Origin of the sequence: Apilactobacillus ozensis DSM 23829 = JCM 17196 (assembly GCF_001435995.1) — a bacterium.
GTDB lineage: Bacteria > Bacillota > Bacilli > Lactobacillales > Lactobacillaceae > Apilactobacillus > Apilactobacillus ozensis.
The window spans coordinates 1-20,689 of the sequence record NZ_AYYQ01000030.1; the positions used below are offsets into that span (position 1 = coordinate 1).

A 20,689-nucleotide genomic window follows, 5' to 3' on the forward strand; every position below is an offset into this window, starting at 1 on the left:
ATGAATCAGAACAAGCAGGATTTAATGCATATAAAGCAGGTAACGAAGGATTAACTACAGCGCAAACAGGAACTACTGCAGATCAGTTAAGTCCAGAACAAAAAAATAATCCAAGCTTTATGGATGGATATCAAGCTGGTCAACAAGGATTAAATGATGGTAAAGCAGGTAAGAATACACCTGTAGCTGATAAATCACAAGCATATCAAGATGCATATCAATCAGCCCAAGCAGCTGCAGCACAAGCTGCTAAAGCAGGAGCTGATAAATTCAACGATGCTAAGAGTAATGATGCTGCGGGTAAAACAGATGCACAATCAGTAGCTCAAAGTCAAGGATATGATGATGCGAAAGCTGGCTATGATTTAGCTAAGGGTAATCAAGAACTACCAAAAGATGCTAATGAATCAGAACAAGCAGGATTTAATGCATATAAAGCAGGTAACGAAGGATTATCGGCAGCCAATGCAGGAACTACTGCAGATCAGTTAAGTCCAGAACAAAAGGATAATTCAAGCTTTATGGATGGATATCAAGCTGGTCAACAAGGATTAAATGATGGTAAAGCAGGTAAGAATACACCTGTAGCTGATAAATCACAAGCATATCAAGATGCATATCAATCAGCCCAAGCAGCTGCAGCACAAGCTGCTAAAGCAGGAGCTGATAAATTCAACGATGCTAAGAGTAATGATGCTGCGGGTAAAACAGATGCACAATCAGTAGCTCAAAGTCAAGGATATGATGATGCGAAAGCTGGCTACAACAAAGCATTACAAAATCCAAATCAAGCATTATCGAATGTAAGTCCAGCTGAAAGTTCCGGATTTAATTATGGTAAGACTTTGGTATCAGGAGTTAATGATTTTGCTGCCGGTAAGAAGCCTACTAGTTCTGATTCAGCATATATGAAGGGTTATAATGCAGCTCAAGATGCTTCTAAACTAGGTTATCAAGATGCAACTAATAATCGTAAAGATACCTTTGCAGATGGTGATACATCTAAGGTTCCAAATGGTGATGATGTTAAAACTTATATTGGTAGCTATGAAGGCTCTTATAACGGTTATAAAGACGGATATTCAGGTAAAAAAGTAGATAATACTACTCAAAACATGCCTTATATTCAAGCTTATAAGAATGGCTTTAAACAAGGCCAATCTGCCGCTGCTGCTGATGCTGCAGCTATGGCTAATAGTCAAAAACCGGTGGACAGTAAAGCTCAAGCTATGAAAGACTTTTCAAGCGGTAAGTTTAACAAGTCTGGTAATCCTGAATACGATAGTATGTATAAAGAACTTAAGACTGGATTTGAAGTGGCTATTAAGAATAATACTAAGACCTTAAATTCTTCAGATTTATATAACTCTGGTTACCAAATGGCTAAGGATGCTTTAGCTGCAATTAAAGTTGCTAAGAGTGGACAAAATGCTGATTTTAATGGTAAATCTAAAGACTTTATTTCTGGAGTTAACGGATATAAAGCCGGTTTACAATCAGCTATCAAGAGTTCTAATAAATCCAAAGAAAATACTGGTATGGTTTATAAATTTGCCTACGATGAAGGATATAAGAATGGTGTAAAACGAGCAATTAAGATAGCTAACAATGATGGTCACAAGGCTGCTAAAAAATCTAAAAAATTACCTAACTTAAAGGGATATTCTAAGGAATATGTTAAAGCCTATACTAAGGCTTTTAAAGCCCAACAATTAGATAATCATTATTACACTAAGATTAGTGGCAGTGGTCATTTTAAAGTTATTTCAGATAGCGGAATATATGCACATAGTTCTAGTAAATTTACAAATGCTAATAAGACAAGAAAACTTCCTAGCAATGAAACTTTCGTTGTGAAAAAAGTTGTTAAAGTTAATGGAGTTACAAGATTTTATATTAACAGTAATGAATACGTAACTAGTAACAGAAATTTAGTTGAGTTTAATAAATAAATAAAAAAAAGCCTAGCAATATTATTTGTTAGGCTTTTTTGTGTATTTATTTTACTAATAGAATTATAATAAATGCGAAAGTCTATATATAATTAAGGATGTGTATACATATTGAAATATAATAAAAATATTTTTGATAAAGTCAATGAAAAAAAGATACTGAAAAAAGTTAAAAAGCAATGGGTAGTGGCATCGGTTACTACACTAGCTTTAATGGGTATGACTGCATTTAGTCTTAATGTAAGTAATGTTACGGTCAAGGCTGATGATGTTAGCGCTACACAAAGCAAACAAAATTCTGATAATACTAGTGAAGATCAAGGCGCTAGTGCAGCTACTAATTCTATGGCTGCTCAGAGTGGCGCAGACAGTACATACATAGATGCATATAATGGAGCTACCGCTGCTAAAAGTGCGTATGACAATTATGCAAAAAGTAATGGGACATCTTCTTATTATCCTGAATATAACTCTCAGGGAGATAGTACTACTTCTTCTAAGGACACCAATGTTGAAAATGGTGGACAAAACGAAGAATCCGGTCAACCTGAAAATAATAAACCAGTTGACAATACTACTGAAACCTCACAAACTAAAAATGCTGATTATGCAACTCAAACTAGTGCCGCCCAAGCCAGTGCTACTAGCTATGAAAGGAGCTTAACTAGCTCTGCTAATAGTAATAATGCTAGTGTTTCATTAGCCGAGGGTAAAGTATCGGTTCCAACTTCTGATAGTACCAAAGATGGCAGTACTAATGCATATAAATATGGAGCTAATTATTTCTTAGCTAGTCAAGGTGCTACTGATGCTCGTACTGGTAAATGGAATGGCTACTATTATGATAAAGATGGAAACAAACAATTGAGTTCCTATGCGCCTGATTCAACCAGTAGTAATGCCTATGACCAAGGTTACTTAGGAGCCCAATATGCTATTAGACAACAGTTCAATCAAGATGATAGCATCAATAGTTCTTTAAGCGCTGCTGATGTTTCAAAAAATAGTCAATATTATCAAGTAGCATATGATGAAACTTTTAAACAAATCCAAAGTGGTACGGCCTTTGTAGGTAATGAAACAGAATTCAATAGCGCTATATCTAACGGTAGAAAATCAGTAAAATTAATCAACGATGTTAATATTAAATCTGATAATACATTCAATATTAGTAATTTAGATATTGACGGTCAAAATCATATTATTGATATGAACAATATTAATGATAAGTTTTCTGGCAATAATCCTAACCTAACTGTGCAAAATTTCAGAACTATTTATGCACAAAACTATTATGGAGCTTTTTCAATTAATGGTAGTGGAACAATTAATTATAAAAACGTTAACTATATAGGTTCGCAAATGCTTAGCGCTGGATTAAATGATGTATATTTTGATGGCAATATTAATGCTATAAATGTTAAAAGCTACACATCTCCTTTTAATAATAATGTGGCTACTAATGGCGATAATCAACAAATTTTAGATGTTAAAGATTTTACCCTAATGCCTAATGCACATTTCTTTGGAGCTACTGCTAAAACTAACGGTGGTGACAATATTGAACTTAGTGGAAACATGATTTTAAGTCAAAATTCATCGATGAATTTAGTGGCTAGAGGTAATTCTGGTGAAAATGCACCTGCTGGTGATTATGCAGTATATTTAAAGAATGGGTCTTCCAATTTAACCTTACAAAAAGGTGCACAGTTAAATATTATTCCAACTACTTCGGATAATGATACTAATAACAATGCTAATGCTATTTACAACTTGGGTAGTATTTATAATAACGGTGGTCAAATTAACATTGAAGCTAATGGAAATTCACAAAATAATAATCGGTTAATTTATAATCAAAAGGATATCAAAGTTACTAATAATGGTTCGATTAATGTTCATTTAGCTAATTTAGGTAATAATACTTCTGATGGTATTATTTATAACGATGGAGGAACCATCTACATTGTTGATCAAGGTAATATGAGCATCAGTGCTGATGGTAGTGGAAAAGTGAATTTGATTAAAGGTAATTTAAATATTAACAATCCAGGTAGCCAAGGCGTTCATTTAGACTTAAGTCAAAATGGTAGAACTGACAGTACTTTCCACGACAATAACTCTATCGTAGCTTATTCAACTAAGGTTGATTTCAATGGTAATACTGAAAATGGTCCATTATATAAGTTTAAGTATGATGGTTCGAATGTGAACTATGTTAAAGTTGATGGAATTAATAATACCGCAACACCAAGTACTTCTATAAAATCGATTAGCTTTAATGGGGTTCCTTCAGTTTCCATGAACAATGTTTCTATTGATAATGATTCTAATGGAAAACCAATTTTAAATGGTTATGTAGTTATAAATAATTACGATGGAAAAGATAAAACCATTTATGTACAGTTTGCTAGTGGTAGTGGTAATGATTATAATCAATTAACACCACTTAATAGTAATACTATTGGCGATAAACCAACTAATGATGCACAGGTCTACAACTTAGTTATTCAAATTCCTAATAATTATAAATCTGGTGATTTGATTCCAATTAAAGATTCTAGTATTCCTTCTCTAAATAATGCTAATGATAAATCCACTGGAGTATTGATGCGCTACGGATTTACTGGTAGTACTTATGTATACAATAATTCTGATAGTACAAATCCTATTTACACTCGTCAAGTTGAAAATATTGGATTAAACAATCAACTTTCAGCTGATAGTACTAATGATTCAAATGCTAAACCATATATAGATACTCAAACTGGAAGTTATAATGACTTTAGGAATGGTTTTAATGACGGGGTTGCAGATGCTAATAACCAAAATGATGATGCTTTAACAAATAGAAATGCTCCGGTAACTGATGTGGACTATCATAATGCATATGATAGTGCTAAAGCTGGTTATCTAGCTTATATTGATAATCCAATTGCTAAAACAGATAATATACCTGATTCAGTGAAAGAAGCTGGGTCTTCAGCCTCTCATCCTAAGTCTTATGTTAACGGATATATTAAAGCGATGAATGATATTGATGCTGCTAAGCAAGATGGTAAAAAAGATGCTACTGATTACATTGTGGCTAATACATCAGCTACTAAACCAACTGATAATTCTTACACCAGTCAAGCTAAGGTTAATGCTTATAATGATGTACAAAATGGATTTAACAATGCAGCCGTAAACAAAGATAACGATAATCCGAATGGAAGTCCAATTTATAATGCGGCTTATAAAGAAACTAAATCTGGCATGCAATCTGCTCATAACGATTGGAATACAGATTCTAACGTACAAGGTAAAGTAAAGCTAGCTACTCTATCTGATAAGGCATACAATGATTTCTTGGACGGATTGCGTAAGGGGACCACTGATGCTAATAACGATTCAGAAGCTGATAAACAATCTAATCAAAGTCCAGTTTATAAATCAGCGTATGCTGATGCTAAAGCTGGTTATCAAGCTTACTTAGGTAATCCAATTTACAGTCAAGAAGTTCCAGCATCAGTAACTACTGATAGTAAACAAACAAATAATCCAGATGCATATGTTGATGGATATACGCAAGCTATGCGTGATATTGATGCTGCACGTGCTAAGGGTCAAGCCTCTGCTATCAAAGATATTGACAGCAATAATTATGGATTAAAAAATGATAATCTAACTACTGCAACTGCTAAAGCTCAACAACAAGCCTTTAATGACGTTAAGAATGGTTGGTTATTAGGTAAACAAAATGCACGTAATAACGTTGGTAATGATAATTATGGTGATAACCCGATTTATCGTGATGCTTATAAGAATGGTTATAATGGTACAATGGACAGCTATCAAGATGTTTTAAATGAGCATACTCGTAACATTAGTAATCAACCGGATTTATACCAAGATGCTTATAAGTTAGCCAATCCAGATGCTTTAAATGATAAAAATGCTGCGCTAAATGATTTTAAACAGAATGTTAATAAATCTAAAGATTATAGCGGAATGGATAAAGTTGTTTATGATCATTTTTATCCAGTAGTAAATGATTACTACATGCCAATGCAAAATAAACGTAATGGATTTAAAGATGCTATTGATAAATTAACCAATATGGATCCAGACTCAATTAAATATAATGACGATTACAAATTAGGAATTAATATGTTAGCAGGGATGAAAGCTGCTCAATCTGAAAATAATTTAACTGAATTTGAAAGACATTCAAAGCCATTAGGTTATGTCGACGGTTTTGATGGTTATAAAGCTGGTTATAAGTTAGGTGCTAGTGGCATTAATTATAGTAAAGCTAACAAGAATAAAGCTTATGACTATGCCTATGCCAAAGGATTTATTGCCGGTCAAAAAGATATATCTAAAGTGGCTGTAAATGAAGCACGTAAACAGGCTAAAAGATTAAAGCCAATGTTAAACCTAGATAATCGTTCAGCTACCTTCATTAACGCTTATGAAAAGGCTTATAAACAAGCTATTAGTAAACTTCTACCAGGATATATTTATAATCGTAGGGCGATTTATACTCATTCCAAGGCTGATTCTAATAAAAATAGTCAAGTTAGCAAATATGATAAAAAATCACGTGTCCATGCTAAAGTTTTTAAGGTTATTGGATATAAATTCAATAAGGCTGGCAATTTATATTATAAGTTAAGCAATGGTAACTACGTAGCTGCTGATAATAGCATTGCTAATTTGTATTACACTAAGTTAGGTGTTAGTAAGAAATATAAAGTAATCTCAAAAAATGGAATTAAATCTTATCATGATGATGCTCTATCTAATCAAAATGGTAAACTAGGCTACAATCATATTTTTAAAGCAGATAGAATAGTTAAAATAGGTAATGTAACTAGAATTCATTTAGTTGATGGTTCTTATGTAACAGGTAATAAAAAATTTGTTAATATAATTACTAAATAAATTAAAGCTTCTTTCTATGTTAATGTAGAAGGAAGCTTTAATAGTTTTTATAAAAATTTTTAATTAGGAGATGTTAAGTTTGTCAATTGTATTAAATATAGCTAATGTTTTAGGATTATTATTATTAATATTAGGCTTCTTGTATCTACTAACACTTTTGTTTAAAAAAGTGTTTTCTAAGCATAAAGAAAAATCTTTCTTCCATAAGTTAGTATACCGTTTATTAGTTATACTTTCAGGGACTTTAATATGCTATGTAGTTTCGCTTAATAGCATAGAATTAAATAACAAAAACACAATTAATAGTAGTGTTGATAATCCTAGTGCAATTACAATGAATCTTCACCAAAATGCTGAGGTAAAGTATTTATATGACAATAAATATGTAAGTTTAAGTTTTGACAATTCAGTGCCTTCTTTTAGGATAAAGGCTATCCCTTCCAAAAATATTAAAATAGTAACCATTCAAAAGTATAAAAATGCTTTTATGGTGAATACGGTTGAAACTACCGAAACAATTATTAAATATTCAGATTAAAAATTAAAATATTCTAAAATACGACATATAATTATTGATTATTGATTATTTTAAAAGTAATATAGTGGTCATGACATAATTGTTAAAAAGGAGTGTTTTATTTGATTAATAAAAAAAATGTAATTGCGCTATTTGCAGGATTAATGTTTGCATCTGTTCCAATGATTAATGTATTTGCTGATAAGACTGATGATTATGAAAATGCACCTCAACCAGTTCATCCAATGGATGGTGTTTATGCAATTAATCAGGATGGTAAAAACGTAAGTAATTCTTCCCAAAGTACATCTGCTAATTCTGATGCTAATGTTATTATCACAAAAGGATATTTAACTTTAGATGCGGTTCCTGATTTGAGTTTTGGGATAGTTGGACAAGGTGGTTCAGGTAATAATACCACTTTAAAACTAGCTGGTAATAATAGTATGATTGATGATAATGGTAATCAAGATGGACTACTAAGAGTGACAGATTCACGTGATGCTAAAAACTCCTCCGATTTGGACGGATATAAAGTAACTGCTAAATTAGGTAATTTCAATAAAATTGGAAGTAATGATTCTAGTTCACAAAGTAATTGGACATTAAATTTAAATCAGCCTAGCGATATTTCTAACGCCAATAACAGGAACGTTGTTTCATTTATAAATGCTTCTTTAGTTTCTGGCGGGAATTCATCACAAACTGTTATGAAGACTACTACAGCAAGTACAGGAACTACCTCTGCTTATTATAAAAATGCTAACAATGCCAGCTTGAATTTAAGTAATAACGTTGACCCTGGTAAATATGCTGCACCTATTACATGGACATTAACACCAGGCACTGCTACTGCTAACGATTCAGATTCTAAGCAACAATAAAAATAATGTTTTATAAAATTCAGCAGAAAAGCACTACCTCTCGGAGGCAGAGTTTTTCTGCTATTTATTTAGTGGGGAATAGTATGAATAATATAAAGGCAAAAATGTTACTTATAGCTTCTTTTATCTTGTTTATTTTTTCATTACAACACAATGTATATGCTGCTAAAGTTGGCGGTATTGCCATGGAACCAGTCTACTCTAAAAACCAAATATCTAAAAATGGTTATTTAAATCCTAGGGTTAAACCCGGTTCCTATCAAAACTTTGATATTAACATCTTGAGTATGTCTGACAAAAATCAAAAAATTACTGTTGAACCTCATACGGCTTATACATCTGATGGAATATCTGTAGCTTATGATAAAGATAAAATTATTAGCAAAAGTAATATGAAAAATGATTTTAGATTTTTATTTAAAAATAAATCTATAACTTTTAACTTGCCAGCTGGCAAGACTTATAGGGTTCGTTTTACTGCAAAAATTCCCAATGAAGAATTTAATGGGATTATTATGGGCGGATTTTATATAACCAACAATGATGCTTTGGAACAAGGTCAAGACACAGGAACCATGATTAATAACAAGTATAGTTATGTTATGCCGGCTGTATTGAATGAAGATGGTAAGAAAGCCGTTCCTAAGCTTACTCTAGATAAAATTGATGCCAACGGTAATATTGTTAGTAGCAAAATAGAAAATAAAAAATCAGCTTATATTGATAGTATGTCTATTTATAGTAAGATTACCAATTCTAGTGGAAAAGTTGTTAGTGAATACGAGGGCAAAGATAAGAGCGTTGCTCCAAATACTAATTTTTACCTAGATAATCTTATGTATTCTGGAAATATAAGGCCTGGGAAATATCATATAAAAATAGTAGCTAAAAGCACAGACCCTTATAAGTGGGTTATGGAAAAGGATTTTTCGGTTTCGTCAGCTCAGTATATAGGTTATATTATTGAATCTAATCAGTGGATATTATACTTGATATTAATTTTACTATTGTTGATTTTAATCCTAATTATATTTATTATTAAGAAAAGGAAAGAAAAAAATAATGATTAACAACAAAAAGGAGGGTAATTAATGAAAAAAATTTTTATTGCAATACTCTTCTTTTTTTTAGTCTTACTTTCATCATCTTTGATATTAATAAAAGCTGCAGATGTAAAAATTAATAAAGCACCACCAGTTTCTGGACCAGCCATAGATAAGCAGTTTAACATTAATAAATATGTTAATGATAAATCTAGCAGTGAATTTAATCAAAGTACTTCATATGGAAATGTTCAAATTATTGCTGATGGAACAGCTGCATCCAAGCAAAGTCTTTGGTTTAATAATAAAGTTAACTTAAAGTATAAGTTTTCTAATGATTTTTATATATATATTGATAGTGATAGTCCTACTGTTGGTGATGGCCTGACGTTTACTATGCAAAACGACTCTTTTTCTGCAATTGGAGTCAACGGTGAATCTTTAGGTTCCTATGGAACTTTTAGGGAATCCAATTATTCTAAGTATATAAAAAGAGCTGTATCTTTAGAGTTTGATAATTATATCAACAGCGATTATAGTGATGCCCAATTGGGTATATCAAGTATAAAAGGATCTCATATTGCTATTGTATATCCTAATGAATTTTTGAAAAATAATGATTATAAAAGTAGTCTTCCTAGAGAAAGTAGAAATCATTTTTATATACCACATTATGATGCTATTCCATTTTCTGTGAATAGGGGTAATTGGGTTCCAGTTAGTATACAATGGACTCCTAAATTTAAAGATAATAACCCAAATTATCTGACTGGGGGGGATTTTAAAGCTATTTATAATGGTGAAAGCGTGGGCAGTGGCAAATATATTCCGATAGGACAATTTACAGGTAAAAATAGTGATAGTAATAATGGTACTGTTAAAGATGTTGACGTCTATTGGGGATTTACTGGAGCTACTGGAGAACAAACTATGATTGCGGCAATTGCTTATGGAAAACTTCCACAGGTTCCATATATTACGCTTCAATACAGAAAAAATGAAAGTGGAGATTATTATATTGATGGAACTACTGTTAATAATAAAAAAATGCCACCATTATCGTTAAGCTATGGCGATACGGTTGAGTTTAAATTGGCCATTAGTAATAATCCTAATAATGGATTAGGAAAAAATTTAGAAAATCCGCAAGTTAGGAACTTTATTGAGCAACTTAAGGCTGATGGAATACAGATTACAACGCTATCTCCCATTCCCAATATTCCTGTAGATGCTTCTTCTGAGCCTAGTGTAGTTTATTTAAAAGGATTTGTGAATAAAAATTATACTGCTGAAAAAAAGTATCATGCTGATATATATTATTCAATCGATGGAAAAAATTATGTATCGCCATCTAATTCTTTAAATGTAAACTACATTCAGCGAAAATTACTGTTAACCAATTCTATACAAAATGTAACAAATCCGAATCCAGATGACACAAGTAACAGTCTAAAAAAAGTTTTTCCCGGTAATTCTAAAAACTCAAATGGTGATGTTATAAAATTTAATTTTTCAATTAGTAATGATGGTAAAATTCCTGGACTTAATAATGTAAACGTTACACAGCCAGTTCCAGCGTTTTTCAATACAGACAATATTTACATTAGTTATGAAAATGGAAACATGCAGAAATTAATGCCTAATCAATACACTGTAACAACTAAGGGTAAATTTAAGTTTATAAATATCAAAAATATAAGTATGAATAATAAAAATAAAATCAACTTTTCAATTCAGGGTCGTTTTTCTAATAATGGTCCAGTAGTTAATGATGGTAGTAGTTATACTCCTTATATAAATAAAAATGGGACTTCTATATCTGATGATATAAATGGATTGGGAGATACCATGGAATTTTCCGATGATTATAGGAATAGAATAAATATATTAAGTAAAAGTAGTTTGAAAAACTTGGGATATAAAGATTCCAAAGATACTGACACTGAATTATATAACGTATTTCCTGGTAATAGTGATTCAACAGGGGATTCTATTGAATATAAAACTTTAATTACCAACACTAAAGACTCAGTATCATCGATAAGTAATTTAAATTATTTTATGGCAATTCCTGATAATTTCAATGTTTCCGAAGTTAAAATAGATAGTTCAGATGTTAAGTATTCCATTGTAAAAGAAAACGAAACTAAAAACATTTTAGTAAAAGGTTTATCTTTTGATAATTCTAATCAGTCTAAGGTTTTGACTATAAAGGGTAATTTTGATTCGGTAGAAAATTTTAGCTATAATAGTAACTTTTCAACATCTTCTAAAATTTTATTAGATGGAGATTATGAAAATATTTTAAGCCAAAGTAATATTATAAAAATGGGCTTTACCGATAATTCTCTTAATTTTAGTGTTGATGATTTGAACTTTGGCCTTCATTCACATTTATATGCAAACCAAATTATTAATTCAACCAACGATGATAGCAATCCGTATGTTGAATTTGAAGATAGAAGACGCCAAAAGAATGCCTTTAGTTTATCCTTAAAGCAAGAATCACCTTACTTTGATGATGAGAATAGCAATGCCGATTTTGAAGGCCATTTACTATATAATAATCAAGATTTAACTTTAGGTTATACAAACTATGCTAATTATGCTAAAAATAAATCCGCTGAAAATATTTATATCGATAAAAAGCCAATTAAACTGAAAGTCTATTCTAACTATAATGTTCAAGGAAACTATAAGACAGTTGTTAACTGGAAAATAAAAAATGGTTTTTAAAGAAAGTACGCTTTTATGATTACAAAAATAATATTAAAATATAAATTAATTTTACTATTATCACTTATTTATTTTATGTTTTTTGGTATTAATATTGGTGCTGATAATATATATCAAGTTAATCCAATACTTCAATCAAACAATTCAAAAAATAATTATTTTTATTATAAATATAAATCTAATCAGGTTTTAGATGTGCCATTTAATGCTCAAAATAACACTAGCAAAAAAATTGTTGTAAATACTTGTTTAAATGACGGCTATAGCGATAATAACGGTTATATAAATTATAATTTATATAACGCAACTTCTAAGCTAACTCGTACAGTCCCTAAAATAAGTGATATGGTTATTGGCAATAGGAAAATTACAATGACTTTAAATCCTTATACTTCACAAAAAGGTAATTTTAAAATAAAGATGCCGGATACTATGAAAGATTTTCATGGAATTTTGTTAGGTGGAATTAATAGTACTAGCGACTATTATATTGATAGTAATAAAAGTAATGTTCGTAACACGATTCAATACTCAACTAGTATTTTAATTAATAATCACGCTCCCAAAACCGACGTAAAACATCTTAGCCTTAAAAATTTTGTTTCTGATGGTAACTTAAATGTCTTAACTATTTTTAATAATCAATCTAATATTATAAATGGCTACAAAATATCAATTTCTTTGTATCATTTTAATCGAAAAGTTTTTAATTTGAATAGTGAAAACTATAGTTTAGCACCTAATTCTTTTGGAAAATATAATTTTAACACTGATAATTTAAAAACTGGCCAGTATAGATTAGTTGTTAAATTAGTAGATTGGGATGGCAATTACAAAGTTATCAAAAAAAATGTCAAAATAAAAGATGATTTATATGTTCAAGCTAATATTAATATGTTTAAAATAAATCGAATTTTTTTACCATTAATTTTGGTGATTTTGATTGTGTTTATATTTTGGATTTTAAAAAAGTTTAATCTAAATATTTAACATTCACTTTAATTAGAACTATCATTAACAATGAGAGTTATTTAATTATAAAGAGGTAATTATAATGGAAATGAATGAAAGACAGTTAATTCAAGAAATTTTAAATACGGTTGATGTTTTATATGACTTTGAAAATGCCGACGAGGATAGTAAGGAATATACATTATTAATTACACGTCAAAATAATGATAAACGTGACCTTGAAATAGTTAACGATGAAATGAAACGTTATTTTAAGGAAGCTAACTTTACTTACGATGAAAAGTTAAATCCTGAAGATACAAAAGCAGAAGTACGTGTAGATATTGCTAGAGGATAAAAAAATCAGGGAGTATTTAATCTCCCTGATTTTTTTATTTTATTTAATTGGCTTTACAAAATGTCTGTTAGCAGTTATAAATTGACCATTTGATAATTGGTAACGCGTCATATCATGGTTTAAATGTTTAATGCCAACAACTCTAAAGTTTTTATTTTTATTTACATGCTTAACAATAAATTTATCGTTAAACTTAATTTTGCTGTAAACATTGATGCCACCATTATTTATAACTTTAACTTTTTTGATATTTCCTGATTGTTGATAGGTACGAATATATTTATTGCCACTTAATATCGTCCCGTTTTTTAGTATAAAGTGTTTCTTACCGTTCTGTTTGAAATTAGTAGCGTTATAATCTTTTTTACCATTAATTCTCATCACTTTAAAAGCTTTAGTATACTTATGGAATATAGATTTGTTTTTACTAATCTTTTTATCTTCTTGTTTATTATTGTTACTGTTATTGTTGTTACTGTTACTGTTACTGTTACTGTTGCTGTTATTGTTGCTGTTATTGTTGCTGTTATTGTTGCTGTTATTGTTGCTGTTACTGTTATTGTTGCTGTTACTGTTATTGTTGCTGTTACTGTTATTGTTGCTGTTATTGTTGCTGTTACTGTTATTATTACTGTTTTCTTTAACTACAACAATATTAAATTTTTCATATGGCTTAAATTTATTTCCTTGTTGATCGGTTCTTTCTATATTTATTAATTGTTGTTTCAAATTATCATTGTAAACATTAATTTCCAAACCTTCATCCATTGTTAAGTTTCTACCAATGATTGCATAGCCAACTTCTGTTGTGTTTTTAGGAATTGTCATTTTATTGATAGCTGTGTCATAGAAAGCGAAATCATCAATACTTTGTAAACTTTCAGGTAAAATCACTTCACTTATTCTTTTGTTATCAGCAAAAGCGGAGTCACCTATAGATACTATGTTATTAGGAATCTCCAGCTTTTCAATTAAGTTGTTCATGAATGCTTCACTTGCTATATTTTTTAAGTTCTTTGATATCTTAAGTGAACTAATTTGATTATTAGCAAAAGAAGTACTTCCCAACTCAGTTAAAGAATCTGGGAGTATCAATTCAGTAAGCTTATTACCATTAAAAGCATCATCTTCAATGGTTTGAATTGACTCTGGTAGCGTAGTTTTTTCAATGTCATTTCCTATGAAAAGTCCATAATTGATAACTGTTAGTGAATCTGGCAACTTAACATTCCTTAAATCGTTATCAGCAAAAGCTTCATCTCCAATTGAATTAACAGAATTAGGAAGTATTAAATTAATTAGCTTATTTTGAGCAAAAGCATCTTTACCAATTGTTTTTAAAGAATTAGGAAAATCTACATTTGATATTTGATTATTGTAAAAAGCACTATTACCGATTTCAGTAAGACTATCTGGTAAAGTTAAACTTTCAATTTTTAGACCTGAGAAAGAATCTTCATCTATGTTTAAAACCTTTTTACCATTAATCTCTGATGGAATTTTTAAAACTATAGGTCTGTTATCTATTTTTTCAATAGTTTCATCTGTTAAACCGGTAATAGTTTGATCTTCTTCATCAAAGAAAAAATCTTTTTCTTCATTAACGACATAGGCATTGTTTTCATTATTACTTTGTTTAGTACTCTCAATGCTATCATCATTAGCTTTCATAGTTGGAATGTTAGTAGCTGAAAGTGCAAAAGCTGTCATTGCACTTATTGCTAGACTTAATATCAGTTTTTTATGCATTAAATATCTCCTTTGAATTTTTCATATTTTAAGTCTCCTTAATAAGCTTAATAAAAAATTAAGATTTGTAATTAACGAATGAAATTATATATTAATTATATATATAAAGTCAAAGTATATATTCAATTTAATGTACAATTTTTGTATATTTTTGTATTGTATTTTACTGTTTCTAATTGTTTTAACTATAGATCTCATTAAAAAAACCTTTTGTAATAATGAGATATGGCTTTTTTATGTACTCATACATATATATAATATTAATAAAATTATTTTTTAATTAGAAAATAAAAAAGGATAGGCATTTAAGCCTATCCTTTTAAAATTTACATTATTTACGTTTCAAATATTTATGTTTATATAATACTTGAGCTGAATGTTTATCACCAGGTACATATCCTAATTTATGCAGGTGACGAACGTACATAAGATTGTAAATACATCCCCACAAAATACTAGTTAGAATGTACGTTACCGTTAATGGATCAAAAATAACCATATTTGCAACGGGTTGTTGAAGCATTGAAACTGCCATATATACAATGGCGTCAACTCCCAGCATACATAAAACATTATAACTATCTGAACGTAAGATAGCTGGTAGATAATGAAAAATAAACGCTGAAATAGAAAATCCAACTTTACCCAATCTAACTTTACCGGTCTTAGGATTCTTCATGGTTATGAAATTAGGGGGTAGGGGAATCATTCCTTTTCCAAAAGGATTTTGCATTATATCCCTGCTTTCTTAAAAAATTATTTTCGAGTAAATTTAACGACTGCTTCACAACGAGCCGTTTGTGGCATCATATCAATGGGTTGAATAAAATCAACATTATATTTACGAGTTAGCTCCACTAAGTCAGCTGCAAGCGTTGAAGGGTTACATGATACATATACAAATTTTTCAGGTGCACTCTTTAAGATAGCTTTGATTAAAGGTGCTGCTAGACCAGTACGTGGTGGATCTACGATAATTGCATCTGGTTTAAAGCCTTCAGATAACCATTCTGGTAATAAATCTTCCGCTTTACCAACTTCGTAAAAGGCATTTGTAATTTTATTAAGGCGGGCGTTGTTATTAGCATCGGCAACGGCTTCTTCAATTGTATCCATTCCACGAATTTCACTAGCGTGTTTAGCTAATGGTAAACCGATAGTTCCAACTCCGGAATATGCATCTACAATTTTTTCGTTGCCAGTTAATTCTAAAGCTGAAATGGCAACTTCATATAGTTGGGGAGTCATAATAGAATTTAATTGTAAGAATGCACGTGCTGACAATTCAAAACTAAGGCCTTTAATTTTTTCAGTAATAGTAGTTTTACCAGCTAGATGGACCGTCTTATCGCCCCAAACTAATGAAGTTTCTCCAGGATTAATGTTTTGCATTACTGAAGTTACTTGTGGTAATTCTTCACTAATCTTTTTAAGCATCAACCCTTTTTTAACGAATTTAGGGGTATTAGTAATAAAGACAACTTGCACGTCATCAGTATTTAATGCGGCTCGTACTGCAACGGTTTTAATGATTCCAGAGGCGTTACTTTCATCGAAAACGGGAATTTCTAATTCTTGGATGAATTCAACGATTTTACGCATTACCGTCATGGTCATCGGGTATTGCACGGAACAGGTTGGTAAGTCCACTAAATCATGTGAACCTTCCTTATATAGTCCGGCCATGACCTTACCGTCTTTTTCTCGAATTTGAAATTGGGCTTTATTTCGATATTCATACGGGTTATCCATTCCCATGGTGGAACGAACTTTATAGTTTTGCCAACCGGCAGGTTTAAACTTTTTTAAGGCTTGACGCATCAAATCTTGTTTAAACTTTAATTGAGCTGGATAGGCTAAACATTCTAGTCCAAAGCCACCAACTTCATTAGCATAACTATCGCGTGGTTCGACCCGGTCAGGTGATTTAGAGCGAAGGTTAATTAACTCCGCTTTTAAAAAGTTAAAATTAACTTTAGTAACTTTAATAGTAACTTTTTCGCCAGGGAAGGCCCCTGGAACAAAAACTAATTTCTTTTCGTAAAAACCAATTCCTTCACCATTAATCCCCATGCGAGTAATCGTTAGCTTTAACTTTTGGCCAACTTCAACTTGCACTGGTACATATGGTTTATTGGTTTTGTAATTTTTCTTATATGTCAATTGCGACTCCTTTACATCCGATAATCAATATTCAATACCTTCATATTATATAATAATGATGGACTTAATAAAAACTAAAATCATTTAATTGCATCTTTAAAGTTTTTTAAGTTCACTTTAAGCCGCCTTCGATAATATATAACATGTACTCAACCAAGAGTAACAAAAAATTAAAGGAGTTGGTAGTAATGAATTATGAAATCAGTCCGTTGCACATTAACCAGTTAACGAAAGCATGGTGGGAAACAGTATAATCGCAGTATGAACTAACTAACTAACAACAAAACTCCCCCTAAAAAAATAAAATTGCTGAAATTAATAAATAAACCTAATTAGAATTCAACTGATAAATAATATAAATATAAAACCTCCAAAAAATCGTTAAAAATGTGTAAAAGTGTTTTGACTTAAATGAAGCACTTGCTAAAGCGTACTCTAATTTATAGAGTGCGTTTTTTATTTTATAAATTTGTATAAAGGTGATGCTTATGGATTGCTTTTTATTACAAAACGTTGTAAATTATTACATGAAGATTACAAAAACATTACTTGTGAATTACAAAAGGAGAGATAACTATGAAGTTTAATAAATTAACTAAAGTATTTTTAACCGCATCAATGGTATTACCATTAGCGGTAGCTCCAGTAGCTGCCAATGCTTCTCAAAATGGTAGTAACGCTAAAACTGAAAAGGTAACTAAAAATAACAAAACTCAAAGTTTTGCATTAGGTGAAGCTGGTAATAAGTTCAAAAAAGCGAAAGCATACCACACTAAAGACAACAAACCAGTTGTTTACAAAGCAATGTTCATGGCTGATCAACCAGTCGTTGAATTAACCGCTACTAAACAATTGCCTTCATTACGCAAAACATTATATGTTGACCAACAAATTAATGTTAAAACTGGTAATAAGTTGTCAACTATTTTGAAAAGTAAAAAAGCATATAAAGCTGCTAAAAATGTTTCTTACTCCCACGTAAAAGGGTACGGTTGGGTTAAAACATCTGAATTAACTAAAGGCATCTTCATGTCAGCTGACTAATTTAAAATTATAAATGAAGAAGCTATCCCGTAGAAAACAGGATAGCTTCTTTTTTAATTATATTTGGGCGGAAATCCCCTCACTTTATTGGGGATGAATAGCCCTATTTACTTATTTTTCTTATTATATCTTTGATTGTTGATGTATTTTTCTACAACAGATTTACTCATATTACCTAAAGAACCAATGTAATAGCTAGACGACCAAAGATGTCCGCCCCAACACTTATCTTTAGTTATTTGTGGGTGTGATTTGAGAAATATGAAAGCACTTCTGCCTTTTAGGGCTTTTACTACATCAACGACTGATTTTTTAGGTGGAAAGGACACCATTGTATGCACATGGTCTGGCATTACTTCTAACTTTTCGATGATAATATCATTATCATCTGCTACTTTTTGTAGTGTTTCTTTCATATCATTAATCAGACCCAAAGTAGTAAAAATTTCATTTCTATATTTAGTACACCATATCAAATGGTAATGTAAATTATATACACATCTTTTTGCATATACTGCATCATTAATTTTAGTCATCGTACATCTCTTCTTTCTTTATATAGCAACGATTGTAATTGACATTGTATTATCATAGTCATACAATATATTATATAAGAGGAGGTGTTAATATGCAAACGATGGCTAAGTTGCCATATCATTATGGTACTAAGTTTAGGATATTTCCAAGTAGACAACAAAAAGAATTGATTAAACTTAACTCAGATATTAGTAGAACTATTTATAACAAACTGATTGCGATTGATAAAGAAATATTTCAACTTTCTAAAGTCAAAATTCCTATTATACAAGTTAAACAAAGAATTGATGACCTAAATAGTCGTAAAAATATGAAAAATCTTGCTAATCATTACATCTATATGAACAATAAGAATATTGATAGTTTAGCAAAGGCTAACGCCTCTCAAAACTACAAAAAAGCATGGAAAATGTACCGTAAGGTACATAGTGCAGGCACACCTAATTTTCATAAAAAAGGTTATAGTGAAAGTTACCAAACTAATTGTCAATATTCTAAGAATAGCGAAATGAATATTTTTAGTGGAACAATTAAGTTTCTTGACCGTAAACATATTGTTTTACCTAAAATTGGTAAAATTCGAGTTAAGGTTTCTAATCCTATTATTTTTGATAAAAGTAATATCAGAATTGGTACGGTTACCGTCAAAAAAGACAGTTATAATAAATACACTATTTCTTTACAACTCGCCTCAGATACTCCTTTTGTGGAAAAATTAGCTAAAACTGATTCACAAGTTGGAATAGACTTAAATACCGATAATTTTCTTACTGTTAGTGATAAAGCACATACCGTTATTGATAACCCTAGATATTACAGAACTATCAAAACTAAATTAGCTAAAGCACAAAGAAAATTATCTCGTAAACAAAGAAGAGCAATTAAAGAACACCGTAATCTTAAATTATCTAAAAATTACCAAAAGCAAAGGCTATTAATCGCAAGATTGCATGAGAAAATCAGACATCAAAGAAATAACTTTTTGAACATTATCTCAACTAGACTTATCAATAACCACGATTTGATAGTTGCGGAGAACTTAAAAAGTAGTAATATGTTGAAAAATCATGCTCTTGCCATGTCGATTGCCGATGTTGGTTGGCGAACTTTCCTAGAAAAAATGACTTATAAGGCTAAGTTATATGGTCGTAAGTTTATTTTAGTCAACCCTCGAAATACCACACAACAATGTGCCGATTGTGGTTTCGTCATGGGAAAAGAGGGTACTAATAAATTATCTCTAAAAGATAGAGAATGGATTTGCCCTAAATGTCATACCCATCATGTTAGAGATTATAATTCTAGTCGCAATATTCTTGCCAAAGGTCTATCAACATTAGAAAAATAAAAATATTGTCCGTTTGGCAACTTGCGGACACTAAAGGCATTGGTAATTACCATGTAAGACATAACGTAAGTTATGCAAAGGTGTATCTATGCAAATTATGGTCGAGCATATGTTGTTTGTATGCTTTCTCATAAGCCCCTTACTTTAGTAAGGGGTAGTTGACTTTGCAACACCAACTAACCAATCATTACTAATTAATTGATGAGATTTTTTTGTAACTGGAATCCATAGTTTTTCCTTTGCAATAGAATACAGGGATGACCAGAATAATTTGTCGGTACGATATTTTTTATCGATGTTAAGTTTATAAGTTTGATTGTTTTCGTCGATTACAAGAAATTGATGGTTACCACAGTTCTTTAGTTGCGCTGAAATAATTGGTTCAGCATTTTTGACATCGTCTAATAACATAGCGAAACTTCCTTTCTAATTACACTATGGTCATATTAACTAACATCACTTAATTATAGCTTAAAAA

The 20,689-nt window shown here is 30.7% G+C and carries 15 protein-coding genes; 10 read left to right on the forward strand and 5 right to left on the reverse strand.

Annotated features, from left to right (window positions below):
• From FD06_RS07670 to FD06_RS04105, 8 genes are all read left to right on the forward strand, one after another.
• On the forward strand, positions 1–1,952 hold a 1,952-nt coding region (locus tag FD06_RS07670), incomplete at its 5' end, for a DUF5776 domain-containing protein (RefSeq protein WP_162256012.1).
• Positions 1,953–2,063: 111 nt separating this feature from the next.
• Positions 2,064–6,881 carry a DUF5776 domain-containing protein gene (locus FD06_RS04075; protein WP_056966248.1) on the forward strand — a complete coding sequence of 1,606 codons (4,818 nt, stop codon included), beginning with the start codon at positions 2,064–2,066 and terminating at the stop codon, positions 6,879–6,881.
• A 79-nt stretch (positions 6,882–6,960) separates the two neighbouring features.
• Positions 6,961–7,419 carry a hypothetical protein gene (locus FD06_RS04080; RefSeq protein WP_056966250.1) on the forward strand — a complete coding sequence of 153 codons (459 nt, stop codon included), beginning with the start codon at positions 6,961–6,963 and terminating at the stop codon, positions 7,417–7,419.
• Between the two features lie 101 nt (positions 7,420–7,520).
• Entirely contained in the window at positions 7,521–8,282 is a 762-nt protein-coding gene (locus tag FD06_RS04085; protein ID WP_054658718.1) for a WxL domain-containing protein, read from the forward strand.
• 83 nt (positions 8,283–8,365) lie between these two features.
• A complete protein-coding gene (locus tag FD06_RS04090; RefSeq protein WP_056966252.1) occupies positions 8,366–9,352 on the forward strand; it encodes a WxL protein host-binding domain-containing protein in 987 nt (328 codons plus the stop codon).
• A 21-nt stretch (positions 9,353–9,373) separates the two neighbouring features.
• The gene (locus tag FD06_RS04095) at positions 9,374–12,061 is read left to right on the forward strand and encodes an L-type lectin family protein (protein WP_056966254.1); all 2,688 of its coding nucleotides are present in this window, start codon (positions 9,374–9,376) and stop codon (positions 12,059–12,061) included.
• 15 nt (positions 12,062–12,076) lie between these two features.
• Entirely contained in the window at positions 12,077–13,051 is a 975-nt protein-coding gene (locus tag FD06_RS04100) for a WxL protein peptidoglycan domain-containing protein (protein WP_056966256.1), read from the forward strand.
• Positions 13,052–13,115: 64 nt separating this feature from the next.
• On the forward strand, positions 13,116–13,370 hold the full coding sequence (locus FD06_RS04105; RefSeq protein ID WP_191980344.1) for a hypothetical protein: 255 nt from the start codon (positions 13,116–13,118) through the stop codon (positions 13,368–13,370).
• A 39-nt stretch (positions 13,371–13,409) separates the two neighbouring features.
• On the opposite strand, the gene FD06_RS04110 is transcribed toward FD06_RS04105, so the two are convergent.
• From FD06_RS04110 to rlmD, 3 genes are all read right to left on the reverse strand, one after another.
• Entirely contained in the window at positions 13,410–15,119 is a 1,710-nt protein-coding gene (locus FD06_RS04110; RefSeq protein WP_056966258.1) for a leucine-rich repeat protein, read from the reverse strand.
• Positions 15,120–15,450: 331 nt separating this feature from the next.
• Positions 15,451–15,852 (reverse strand): hypothetical protein, encoded by a 402-nt coding sequence (locus FD06_RS04115; protein WP_054657971.1) that lies wholly within the window; start codon positions 15,850–15,852, stop codon positions 15,451–15,453.
• A gap of 23 nt (positions 15,853–15,875) precedes the next feature.
• On the reverse strand, positions 15,876–17,282 hold the full coding sequence (gene rlmD, locus FD06_RS04120; RefSeq protein WP_056966260.1) for a 23S rRNA (uracil(1939)-C(5))-methyltransferase RlmD: 1,407 nt from the start codon (positions 17,280–17,282) through the stop codon (positions 15,876–15,878).
• A gap of 576 nt (positions 17,283–17,858) precedes the next feature.
• Here rlmD and FD06_RS04125 point away from each other — a divergent pair.
• Complete coding sequence (locus FD06_RS04125) at positions 17,859–18,326, forward strand: hypothetical protein (protein ID WP_056966262.1); 468 nt, start codon at positions 17,859–17,861, stop codon at positions 18,324–18,326.
• 107 nt (positions 18,327–18,433) lie between these two features.
• Here FD06_RS04125 and tnpA read toward each other — a convergent pair whose 3' ends face one another.
• Positions 18,434–18,862, reverse strand: a complete 429-nt coding sequence (tnpA, locus tag FD06_RS04130; protein ID WP_056966264.1) for an IS200/IS605 family transposase — start codon at positions 18,860–18,862, stop codon at positions 18,434–18,436.
• A gap of 92 nt (positions 18,863–18,954) precedes the next feature.
• Here tnpA and FD06_RS04135 point away from each other — a divergent pair, with 92 nt between their 5' ends.
• Positions 18,955–20,211 (forward strand): RNA-guided endonuclease InsQ/TnpB family protein, encoded by a 1,257-nt coding sequence (locus FD06_RS04135; RefSeq protein WP_056966266.1) that lies wholly within the window; start codon positions 18,955–18,957, stop codon positions 20,209–20,211.
• 144 nt (positions 20,212–20,355) lie between these two features.
• Here FD06_RS04135 and FD06_RS04140 read toward each other — a convergent pair whose 3' ends face one another.
• Positions 20,356–20,622 carry a hypothetical protein gene (locus tag FD06_RS04140; protein WP_056966269.1) on the reverse strand — a complete coding sequence of 89 codons (267 nt, stop codon included), beginning with the start codon at positions 20,620–20,622 and terminating at the stop codon, positions 20,356–20,358.
• Positions 20,623–20,689 lie beyond the last annotated feature (67 nt).

Coding starts and splice junctions, on each gene's coding strand:
- FD06_RS04090 (WP_056966252.1), top strand. CDS start 8,366: ATGAATAATATAAAGGCAAAAATGTTACTTATAGCTTCTTTTATCTTG.
- FD06_RS04095 (WP_056966254.1), top strand. CDS start 9,374: ATGAAAAAAATTTTTATTGCAATACTCTTCTTTTTTTTAGTCTTACTT.
- FD06_RS04100 (WP_056966256.1), top strand. CDS start 12,077: ATGATTACAAAAATAATATTAAAATATAAATTAATTTTACTATTATCA.
- FD06_RS04105 (WP_191980344.1), top strand. CDS start 13,116: ATGGAAATGAATGAAAGACAGTTAATTCAAGAAATTTTAAATACGGTT.
- FD06_RS04110 (WP_056966258.1), bottom strand. CDS start 15,119: ATGCATAAAAAACTGATATTAAGTCTAGCAATAAGTGCAATGACAGCT.
- FD06_RS04115 (WP_054657971.1), bottom strand. CDS start 15,852: ATGCAAAATCCTTTTGGAAAAGGAATGATTCCCCTACCCCCTAATTTC.
- FD06_RS04125 (WP_056966262.1), top strand. CDS start 17,859: ATGAAGTTTAATAAATTAACTAAAGTATTTTTAACCGCATCAATGGTA.
- tnpA (WP_056966264.1), bottom strand. CDS start 18,862: ATGACTAAAATTAATGATGCAGTATATGCAAAAAGATGTGTATATAAT.
- FD06_RS04135 (WP_056966266.1), top strand. CDS start 18,955: ATGCAAACGATGGCTAAGTTGCCATATCATTATGGTACTAAGTTTAGG.
- FD06_RS04140 (WP_056966269.1), bottom strand. CDS start 20,622: ATGTTATTAGACGATGTCAAAAATGCTGAACCAATTATTTCAGCGCAA.